The following is a 9,480-nucleotide window of genomic DNA, read 5'->3' as shown; positions in this document are numbered from 1 at the left end:
AAGCGAATGGATGTCCAGTCAGACCCTTCAAATCACGATTTCAGACAGCTTTGCCGCGGGGTGGAGCAGCCCGGTAGCTCGTCAGGCTCATAACCTGAAGGTCACAGGTTCAAATCCTGTCCCCGCACCCAAGTTCGCGAGACGGCCTCCTTCGGGAGGCCGTTTTCGTTTGGGCGCAGGCCGGCGGCGCAACCCAGGATCAACGCGCCGCGACGGCGCCGGGGCCCGCGGGCGGCGTGTCGCGCCAGTCCGCCGCGGCGGCGGCGAACAGTTTGACCACGTCCCCCAGCCGCTCGCCCTCCGCCCGGGCGCGCTCGCGGCGCGAGCGGCTGAGCTGGCGCTGGGCGTCCACCAGCCGCATCAGGGGCGCGCCGCCCAGGCGATAGGCCTCCTCGGCGTTGCGCAGGTTGCGGGCGTCGGCAGTCTCGGAACGGGCGAGGGCGGCCACGGTGGCGTCGCTCTCGGCCAAGGCCTGCAGGCTGTCGGCCACCTGGACGAAGGCGGCCAGCACCGCCTGCCGGTAGCGGGCCATGGCCGCGCGGGCTTCGGCTTCGGCGGCGCGCCGGTTGGCGTGCAGCGTTCCCCCGTGCAGCAGCGGCGCGGTGAGGCCCGCGCCCGCCGCCCAGCCGCTGGCGCCGTAGCGGAACAGGTTGTCCGGCGTGGTGGCGGTCTGCACCAGGTTGGCGGTCAGGCTGACGTCTGGATAAAGCTCGGCGGTCCGCACCCCGATCTCGGCCGTGGCGGCGTGCAGGTCGGCCTCGGCGGCCAGGATGTCGGGGCGCCGGCGCACCAGCGACGAGGGCAGGGCGACCGGGATGGCGCCGGGCAGGGTGAAGGCCGCCAGGTCGAACTCGGGCGGGCTCCAGGTTCCGGGCGCCTGGCCGGTCAGCAGCGCCAGACGGTGGCGCGCTTCCCCCAGGTCGCGCTCCAGCGGCGGGGCCAGCGCCTCGTCTCTGGCGACCTGGGCCTGGCCGGCGGCCAGGGAGCCGGCGGCCTCGCCGCCGGCCTTGATGCCGGCCACGACGATATCGAGGAGCCGCCTGTCGTCGGCGACGGTGGCCTGCAGGGCGGCGAGCTCGGCGCGCAACGCCGCGAGCCGGACGGCGGCCAGGGCGACGTTGCCGGTCAGGCTGAGGTAGGCGGCGTCGGCCCGGCGGCCCTGGGCCTCGGCCCTGGCCTCGGCCTCCTCCACCCGCCGGCGGCGCCCGCCGAACAGGTCGAGGTCGTAGGAGACCGCGCCGCCCACGTTGTAGAGGTTGACGGTCGGGCTGGGAAAGCCGGAGAAGCCCAGGGTGGCGGTGTTGATCCGCTGGCGCTTGGCCCCCGCCGAAAGGTCGGCCTGGGGTCGGCGGCCCCCGCGCGCGGCGTCGGTCTCGGCCTGGGCCCGGGCCAGGACGGCGTCGGCTTCGGCCAGCGTGGGGCTGTCCTTCAGCGCCTGGCGGATGACCTGGTCGAGCTCCGGCGACCCCAGGGCCGTCCACCACACGCCCGCGGGCCGCGTCTCGGGCGTCAGTTCCGCCCGGGGGGAGGCGGCGTCGCCCGCCATGGCGTAGCCGGCCGCGGCCGGCGCCGGCGGCCGCTGGAAGCTGGGACCCACGGCGGCGCAGCCGCCCAGCATCAGGGCGAGAGCCGCGCCGGCGGCCGGCGGCCTATTCCACGGCTGCATGGTCCATCTCTCCGGTTCGGATCTTGGGCGGCCGCATCAGCAGCAGCAGCGGGCTGGCGCAAATGACCATGATCAGCATCAGCCGGAAGTCGTCCAGATAGGCCACCATCGTCGCCTGGCGCGAGATCTCGGCGTTGAGCGCGGACAGCCCCGCCACCGAAACGGTGTCGTAAGGCGCCGCCAGGCCCGCGGCCACCACCGGATCGGCGGGATTGATCCGGCCGGCCAGCGACTCGTGCATCACCTGGCCGTTGGCGACCGCCGAGGCCTGCATCACCGAGATGCCGACGCTCGAGCCCATGTTGCGCACGATGGTGTTGACCGACGAGGCCTCCGCCCGCAGCGAAAAGGGAATGGTGGCGTAGGCCACCGCGTTCATCGGCACGAACATCACCCCGATGCCAAGCCCCTGGAGCAGGCCCGCGACGACGATCTGCTGCGTGCCCATGACCAGGTCGAAATGCGACATCCGCCAGGCGGCGACGGCGGTGAGCGTGAGCCCCAGCGCGAGGATCAGCCGCGTATCCATCCGCCCCACCAGCGCCCCGGTCAGGAACATCGCGATCAGCGCCCCGACGCCCCGGGGGACCGTCAGGAACCCCGAGTCGAACGCCGAATAGCCCATCAGCCCCTGGGTGATCGGCGGCAGCAGGGCCACGGCGGTGTACAGCAGCATGCCGATCCCGAAGCCGAACAGGGTGACCACCATGAAGTTGCGGTCGGCCATCAGCCGCCGGTCGAAGAACGGGTGCCGGACGGTGAGGGAGTGGAGGACGAAGACCCACAGGCCGATCGCCGCGATGATCAGATAGATCCAGGTCTCCCGCGAGGAGAACCAGTCCACGCTGGGGCCGCGGTCCAGCAGCAGCTGCGCCGAGCCGATGAAGGCGACCAGGGCCGCGAAGCCCAGGAAGTCGAACGGCTTGCGGTCGTCGGTGCTCTTGCCGGAGATGAACAGCCAGCAGCCGGCGAAGGCCAGGATGCCGATCGGCAGGTTGATGAAGAACACCCAGCGCCAGGAGAGGCTGTCGGTGAGGAAGCCCCCGAGGATCGGCCCGGCCACCGGCCCCAGGACGGTGCCCATGCCCCAGACCGCCATCGCCCGGCCGTGTTTCTCCGGCGGATAGACGTCGAGCATCACCGCCTGCGAGAGGGGGGTCAGCGGCGCGCCGAACATCCCCTGGAAGAACCGGAAGGCCACGATCTCCGGCAGGCTGTTGGAGACGCCGCAAAGCATGGAGGCGATGACGAAGCCGCTGATGGAGACCAGCAGCAGCCGCTTGCGGCCGAGCCGCGCGGCCAGCCAGCCGGTGAGCGGGGTGGTGAGGGCGGCGGCCACGATGTAGGAGGTCAGCACCCAGCCGACCTGCTCCTGGGAGGCCGAGACGCTGCCCTGCATGTGCGGCAGCGCGACGTTGGCGATGGTGGTGTCCAGCGCGTTCATCGTCGACGCAGCCATCACCGAGACGGTGATCGGCAGGCGCGCGCCCGAAGCGAGGGCCACGGCGGTCAGCGCGCCCGGGCGGCCGCCGGCCGGACGTCGACCTTGACGTTCGCGCTCAGCCCCACGCGGGCGGCCATGTCGGGCGGCGGCTTGTCGAAGGCGATCTGCACCGGCAGGCGCTGCACCACCTTCACCCAGTTGCCGGTGGCGTTCTGGGCCGGCAGGGCGGAGAAGGCCGCGCCGGTGCCGGGGCTGAAGCTGGCCACATGGCCGGCGAAGACCACGTCGGGATAGGCGTCGATCTTCAAGGCCGCCGGCTGGCCGACCTGCATCTTGCCGAGCTGGTCTTCCTTGAAGTTGGCCTCGACCCACGGGACCCCGGAGATCAGCCAGAACACCGTCTGGGCGGGGTTGATGTAGCCGCCCACCTGCAGCTGCTGCACCCGGGTGACGATCCCGTCCTTCGGCGCGCGCACCACGGTGTAGGAGGCGCTCAGCCTGGCCTTCTGGACTCGGGCGGCCGCCTCCATCACCGCCGGCTGGCGATCGAGCGGCAGGTCGGCGTCGCCGCCCATGTTGGCCAGCGCCACGGCGGCCTGCCCCTGGGCGACGGTCAGCTGGCGCTGCGCCTGCTCATTGGCGTGGACCGCCTCCGATTCCTGCTGGCGGGACGAGACGCCGGCGACCACCAGGGCGTGCTGGCGCTGCGCCTCGCGGGCGGTGAAGGCCACGCTTTCGCGCGCGGCCTGCACGGCGGCCTGCTCCTGCAGATAGGCGGCGCGCAGCGACATCGCCTGGGTGCGGGCGGCCGCGAGCTGCGCCTCGGTCTGGTCGAGGCTGGCGGCAAGGTCGCGGCTGTCGAGGCTGAACAGCTCCTGGCCGGTCTTCACGCGCTGATTCTCGCGGACGTTCACGCTCACCACCCGGCCGCCGATGCTGGCGCTCACCGGCACCTTCTCGGCCTGGACATAGGCGTTGTCGGTGGATTGCGAACGTCCGCCGGTGATGACCACGAAGGCGACGACGGCGAGCAGCAGCAGCGGCCCGCCGATCATCAGCGGCCAGCGCCAGCGGCGCAACCAACTGTCGCGCGGGGGCGCCGGGCGCATCGAGACGCCTGCGTCCGTGAAACCGTCTTCGCCGTCCCGCACCCGCAGGCTCCTCCCAGGCCACTGCCACGTTAATAGGTGCGCTGCGCTGCGAGCGCACGCCGCATGCCCAAGGTCTAGCGGAGGTACGGCGTAGCACTCAATGACGGAAATGATATATCGTCACCGGCGACATGCACCCACGTCATATCGCCAATCTCGACCTCAACCTACTCCGGGTGTTCGACGCGGTGTTCGAAGAAGGCGGCGTCACCCGGGCCGGCGTGCGGCTGGGGGTGACGCAATCGGCGGTCAGCCACGCGCTCAACCGGCTGCGCTACATCCTGGACGACGAGCTTTTCCTGCGCGGCTCCAATGGCATGCAGCCGACGGCGCGGGCGCAGGCCATCGGGCCGCAGGTGCGCGCCGCCCTGGAGCAGCTGCAGTCGGCGCTGGCCACCGAGGATTTCGAGCCGGCCACCAGCGAGCGCCAGTTCACCTTCGCGGCAGCGGCCTACGTCTGCGCCGTGCTGACCCCCAGCCTGGTGAGCCAGCTCAGCGTCGAAGCCCCCAACGTCGGCCTGCACTTCGTCGAAGCGCCGGACCTCGCCGAACGGCTGGACGCCGGCGGCGTCGACTTCGCCATCGGGGTGTTCGACAGCCTGCCGCAACGCTTCGCCGGCGACCCGATCCTGAACGAGACCCTGGTATGGGTGGTCCGCCGCGGCCATCCGCTGGCGAACAGCCTGAAGCGGCTGGAGGACCTGGTGCAGGCGCCGCACGTGGTGATCAACAACCGCCCCCGCGGCGTCCCGGCCGGCGCCCGCGGCGGCGAGGAGCTGGTTTCGCGGCCGGGCTGGGAGGACGCCGACCGTGTGGAAAGGGCGCTGGCGATGCGGGGGCTGCGGCGGCGGGTGGGCGTGACGGTGTCCGACACCACCACCGCCCTGGCGGTGGTGTCGCGCTCGGAGATGATCGCCATCGCCCCGCGCCGGCTGGCGCTGATGGCCTCGGACAGCGGCCGCGTGCAGCTGATCGATCCGACCGACGCCTCGCCGCCGGTGGAGGTGCAGATCGTCTATCGCCGGGACCGGATGTCCGAGCCGGCCGTCGCCTGGATGCGCGAGCAGCTGCTGGCCATCGGCAAGACGGTCTGATCAGCCGGCGAACAGGCCCGCGTGGATCTGGCGCAGCAGCGCCTTCTGCACCTTGCCCATGGCGTTGCGCGGCAGCTCGTCGACGAACAGGATCCGCTTGGGCGCCTTGAAGGCCGCCAGCCGGTCGCGGGTACGGGCGATCAGCTGGGACTCGTCGCCGGCGCCCATCACCACCGCCACCACCGCCTCGCCGAAGTCCGGATGCGGCACGCCGATCACGGCGCTCTCGGCGACGCCCTCGAACTCGTCGAGGATCAGCTCGATCTCCTTCGGATAGACGTTGAAGCCGCCGGAGATGATCAGATCCTTGGCCCGGCCGGAGATCCACACCCGCCCGTCCGGATCGGCGTGGCCCACGTCGCCGGTGATGAAGAACCCGTCGGCGGTGAACTCCTCGGCGGTCTTCTGCGGCATGCGCCAGTAGCCGGAGAAGACGCTGGGGCCCTGGATCTGGATCACGCCGGTCTCGCCGCCTTCGACGCGCAGGGCCACGCCGGGCAGGGGATAGCCGACGCTGCCGGCAAGGCGTGCGCCGTCCAACGGGTTGGAAGTGATGATCGCCGCCTCGCTCATGCCGTAGCGCTCGAGGATGCGCATGCCGGTGCGCGCCTCGAACTCGGCGAAGGTGGATTCCAGCAGCGGCGCGGAGCCGGAGACGAACAGGCGCATGTGCGCGGCCTGGGCGCGGGTGAACCCGGGGTTCGCCAGCAGGCGGGTGTAGAAGGTGGGCACCCCCATCATCACCGTCGACCGGGCCAGCCCCTCCAGCACCTGGCGGTCGTCGAACTTCGCCAGCCAGACCATCGGCGCGCCGGACAGGAAGACGCAGTGCAGCGCCACGAACAGGCCGTGGACGTGGAAGATGGGCAGGGCGTGCAGCAGCACGTCGGATTGCGAGAAGCCCCAGATCTCGTGCAGGGCCAGGGCGTTGGCCGCCAGGTTCCCGTGGCTGAGCATGGCGCCCTTCGAGCGCCCGGTGGTGCCGCTGGTGTAGATGATCGAGGCCAGGTCGGAGGCGGCCCGGGGAACCGCCGCGGCGAGCGGCGCGCAGGCCGCGGCCTCCGCGACCAGGGCCTGGACGTCCCGCACGAAGAGGCGCGGCTCGGCGTCGGCCAGGAAGTAGTCCACCTCGGCCGCGGTGTAGGCGGTGTTGAGCGGCAGGAAGACCGCGCCCGCCTTCAGCGCCGCCAGGTAGAGCATCACCGCCTGCGGGCTCTTCTCCGCCTGCACCGCCACCCGGTCGCCGGGGGCCACGCCTTTGGCGATCAGCAGGGCGGCGAGGCGGCCGGCCTGGTCGGCGACCTCGCCATAGCCGATCCGCGAGCCGTCCGGAAACAGGAAGCAGGGCGCGGCCGGATCGGCGGGAAAGCGCGAGGCCAGCAGGTCATAGAGATTGTCGGACATCGACGCGCTCAGTCTCGCTTGCAGCGTTCATGCCGGTCTAGGGGAGGCGCGGCGTATGGGCAATCGCTTGATTGGAGGATTGACGAGAGCCACCTGACAGGGGATGCCGACGCCTGCGAGCGTACGGTCCCTTCGGAGCAGTCAAGAGCATGCGCGACATCCAGCACTTCGTGAACGCCGCCGCCGCGGCCGGCCGTTCGGGCCGCTTCGGCGAAGTGTTCGACCCCAACACCGGCGAGGTGCAGGCGCGCGTCGCCCTGGCCTCGGTCGAGGACGTGGACCTGGCCGTCCAGGCCGCCGCCCAGGCCCAGCCCCGCTGGGCGGCGGTGAACCCGCAGCGCCGGGCCCGGGTGATGTTCGAATACAAGCGCCTGGTGGAGGCGCGCCTGGAGGAACTGGCCAACTTGCTCTCCTCCGAGCACGGCAAGGTGGTCGCCGACTCCAAGGGCGATTTCCAGCGCGGCCTGGAAGTCATTGAATTCGCGTGCGGAATCCCCCACGCCATGAAGGGCGAATACACCGAGGGCGCAGGGCCCGGCATCGACGTCTACTCGCTGCGCCAGCCGCTGGGCGTGGTGGCCGGCATCACCCCGTTCAACTTCCCGGCGATGATCCCGATGTGGATGTTCGGGGTGGCGATCGCCGTCGGCAACACCTTCATCCTGAAGCCCTCGGAAAAGGATCCGAGCGTGCCGGTGCGCCTGGCCGAGCTGTTCGCGGAGGCGGGCGCCAACCTGGGCATGGACCTCAAGGGGGTGCTCAACGTCGTGCACGGGGACAAGACGGCGGTGGACGCCATCCTCGACCACCCGGCCATCCAGGCGGTGAGCTTCGTCGGCTCATCCGACATCGCCCAGTACGTCTATTCCCGCGGCACGGCGAACGGAAAGCGGGTGCAGGCCATGGGCGGAGCCAAGAACCACGGCCTGATCCTGCCCGACGCCGACCTCGACCAGGCGGTGAAGGACATCGTGGGCGCCGCGTACGGCTCGGCCGGCGAGCGCTGCATGGCGCTGCCGGTGGCGGTGCCGGTGGGCAGGAAGACCGCCGAGGCCTTCCGCGAGAAGATGATCGCTGAGATCGAGACCCTGAGGGTGGGCGTTTCCACCGACGCGGCGGCGCAGTACGGCCCGGTGGTCAGCGCCGCCCACCGCGACAAGATCGCCGGCTACATCAAGCTGGGCGTCGAGGAAGGCGCCGAGCTGGTGGTCGACGGCCGGGATTTCCGGCTGCAGGGCTTCGAGAAGGGCTTCTTCATCGGCCCGACCCTGTTCGACCACGTCAAGCCGAGCATGAAGACCTACCAGGAAGAAATCTTCGGCCCCGTCCTGCAGATGGTCCGCGCGGAGACCTTCGAGGAGGCCCTGGCCCTGCCGTCGCAGCACCAGTACGGCAACGGGGTGGCGATCTTCACCCGCAACGGCCGCGCCGCACGCGAGTTCGCCAGCCGGGTGCAGGTGGGCATGGTCGGCATCAACGTGCCGATTCCCGTGCCGGTCGCCTACCACTCCTTCGGCGGCTGGAAGCGCTCGGCCTTCGGCGACGCCAACCAGCATGGCATGGAGGGGGTGCGCTTCTACACCAAGGTCAAGACCGTCACCGCCCGCTGGCCGGAAGGCGACGTCACCGACGCGGCGTTCCATATGCCGACCATGAACTGAGCTCATGGAGGAGCCGGAAATCCTCGTCGGCGTGGAGGGCCGGGTCGGACGGCTGACGCTGAACCGCCCCAGGGCGCTGCACGCGCTGACCACCGGCATGTGCCGGACGATGACCGGCGCGCTGATGGCCTGGCGCGACGACCCCGGCGTCGAGCTCGTGCTGCTGGACCATTCCGGCGAGCGCGGCTTCTGCGCCGGCGGCGACATCCGCATGCTGGCCGAGAGCGGGGCGGGGGACGGCCGGGCCGCCCGGGAATTCTTCTTCGTCGAGTACCGGCTGAACCACCTGCTGTTCGGCTACCCCAAGCCGATCGTGGCGGTGATGGACGGGGTGACCATGGGCGGCGGCGTGGGGATCTCGCTCCCCTGCCGCTACCGGGTCGCCACCGAGCGGACCACCTTCGCCATGCCGGAGACCGGCATCGGCCTGTTCCCGGACGTGGGCGGCGGCTGGTTCCTGCCCAGGATGCCGGACCACATCGGCCTGTGGCTGGCGCTCACCGGCGCGCGGATCAAGGCGGCCGACTGCGAGCTGGTGGGCGTCGCCACCGACTATCTGGAGAGCGCCGCGATCCCCGGGTTCAAGGCCCGGCTGATCGCCGATCCGGCGGCGGCGGAGACCCTGCTCACCGAATACGAGGCCGACGCCGGCCGGCCGCCGCTGGCCGCCGACCAGGACCACATCGCCCGCCTGTTCGGGGGCGACGGCGTCGAGGCGATCTTCGCGGCGCTGCAGGCGGACGGCGGGGCGTGGGCCGCCGGGCAGCTCGCCACCCTGCAGACCAAGTCGCCGCATTCCATGAAGGTCAGCTTCCGCCTGCTGCAGCTGGGCGCGAAGTCGGCCAGCTTCGCCGAGCACATGGCGATGGAGTACCGCATCGGCGCCCGCCAGGTGGCGACCCACGACTTCCGCGAGGGGGTCCGCGCGGTGATCGTCGAAAAGGACAATGCGCCGGCGTGGAATCCGCCCACGCTCGAGGGCGTGACGGAGGCGAGCGTCGAGGCGGTCTTCGCGCCGCTGCCGTCCGCCGAAGAATGGACGCCGCTGGAAGGGGCCTGA

General features: G+C 71.2%; 7 protein-coding genes and 1 tRNA gene. 4 read left to right on the top strand and 4 right to left on the bottom strand.

Features of this window, described 5'->3' with window-relative positions; genetic code table 11:
- Positions 1-54 precede the first annotated feature (54 nt).
- Positions 55-131 (top strand) — tRNA-Met (locus tag VGL30_RS10460).
- Positions 132-199: 68 nt separating this feature from the next.
- Here the strand turns inward: VGL30_RS10460 and VGL30_RS10455 are convergent.
- The 3 genes from VGL30_RS10455 to VGL30_RS10445 are packed head-to-tail and all read right to left on the bottom strand — an operon-like array spanning position 200 to position 4,261.
- Complete coding sequence (locus VGL30_RS10455; RefSeq protein ID WP_331539635.1) at positions 200-1,666, bottom strand: efflux transporter outer membrane subunit; 1,467 nt, start codon at positions 1,664-1,666, stop codon at positions 200-202.
- Complete coding sequence (locus tag VGL30_RS10450) at positions 1,650-3,170, bottom strand: DHA2 family efflux MFS transporter permease subunit (RefSeq protein WP_331539633.1); 1,521 nt, start codon at positions 3,168-3,170, stop codon at positions 1,650-1,652. Before VGL30_RS10450 ends, VGL30_RS10455 begins: the two co-directional genes overlap by 17 nt.
- A 5-nt stretch (positions 3,171-3,175) precedes the next feature.
- A complete protein-coding gene (locus VGL30_RS10445; RefSeq protein ID WP_331539631.1) occupies positions 3,176-4,261 on the bottom strand; it encodes an HlyD family secretion protein in 1,086 nt (361 codons plus the stop codon).
- Between the two features lie 131 nt (positions 4,262-4,392).
- On the opposite strand from VGL30_RS10445, the gene VGL30_RS10440 reads away from it, so the two are divergent.
- On the top strand, positions 4,393-5,355 hold the full coding sequence (locus tag VGL30_RS10440) for a LysR substrate-binding domain-containing protein (protein WP_331539629.1): 963 nt from the start codon (positions 4,393-4,395) through the stop codon (positions 5,353-5,355).
- Here the strand turns inward: VGL30_RS10440 and VGL30_RS10435 are convergent, their stop codons facing one another.
- Positions 5,356-6,759, bottom strand: a complete 1,404-nt coding sequence (locus VGL30_RS10435; protein ID WP_331539627.1) for an AMP-binding protein — start codon at positions 6,757-6,759, stop codon at positions 5,356-5,358.
- Between the two features lie 149 nt (positions 6,760-6,908).
- On the opposite strand from VGL30_RS10435, the gene VGL30_RS10430 reads away from it, so the two are divergent.
- Together VGL30_RS10430 and VGL30_RS10425 are read left to right on the top strand one after the other, a co-directional pair.
- Complete coding sequence (locus tag VGL30_RS10430) at positions 6,909-8,420, top strand: CoA-acylating methylmalonate-semialdehyde dehydrogenase (RefSeq protein WP_331539625.1); 1,512 nt, start codon at positions 6,909-6,911, stop codon at positions 8,418-8,420.
- Positions 8,421-8,424: 4 nt separating this feature from the next.
- Positions 8,425-9,480: an enoyl-CoA hydratase/isomerase family protein gene (locus VGL30_RS10425; RefSeq protein ID WP_331539623.1), complete on the top strand. Its 1,056-nt coding sequence runs from the start codon at positions 8,425-8,427 to the stop codon at positions 9,478-9,480.

This window comes from Phenylobacterium sp., assembly GCF_036502675.1.
GTDB lineage: Bacteria > Pseudomonadota > Alphaproteobacteria > Caulobacterales > Caulobacteraceae > Phenylobacterium.
This window is presented reverse-complemented; position numbering and strand designations above follow the sequence as displayed.

Bases quoted from the DNA above. Each gene is read 5' to 3' on its own strand.
- VGL30_RS10435 (WP_331539627.1), bottom strand. From the start codon at position 6,759: ATGTCCGACAATCTCTATGACCTGCTGGCCTCGCGCTTTCCCGCCGAT.
- VGL30_RS10455 (WP_331539635.1), bottom strand. From the start codon at position 1,666: ATGCAGCCGTGGAATAGGCCGCCGGCCGCCGGCGCGGCTCTCGCCCTG.
- VGL30_RS10430 (WP_331539625.1), top strand. From the start codon at position 6,909: ATGCGCGACATCCAGCACTTCGTGAACGCCGCCGCCGCGGCCGGCCGT.
- VGL30_RS10425 (WP_331539623.1), top strand. From the start codon at position 8,425: ATGGAGGAGCCGGAAATCCTCGTCGGCGTGGAGGGCCGGGTCGGACGG.
- VGL30_RS10440 (WP_331539629.1), top strand. From the start codon at position 4,393: ATGCACCCACGTCATATCGCCAATCTCGACCTCAACCTACTCCGGGTG.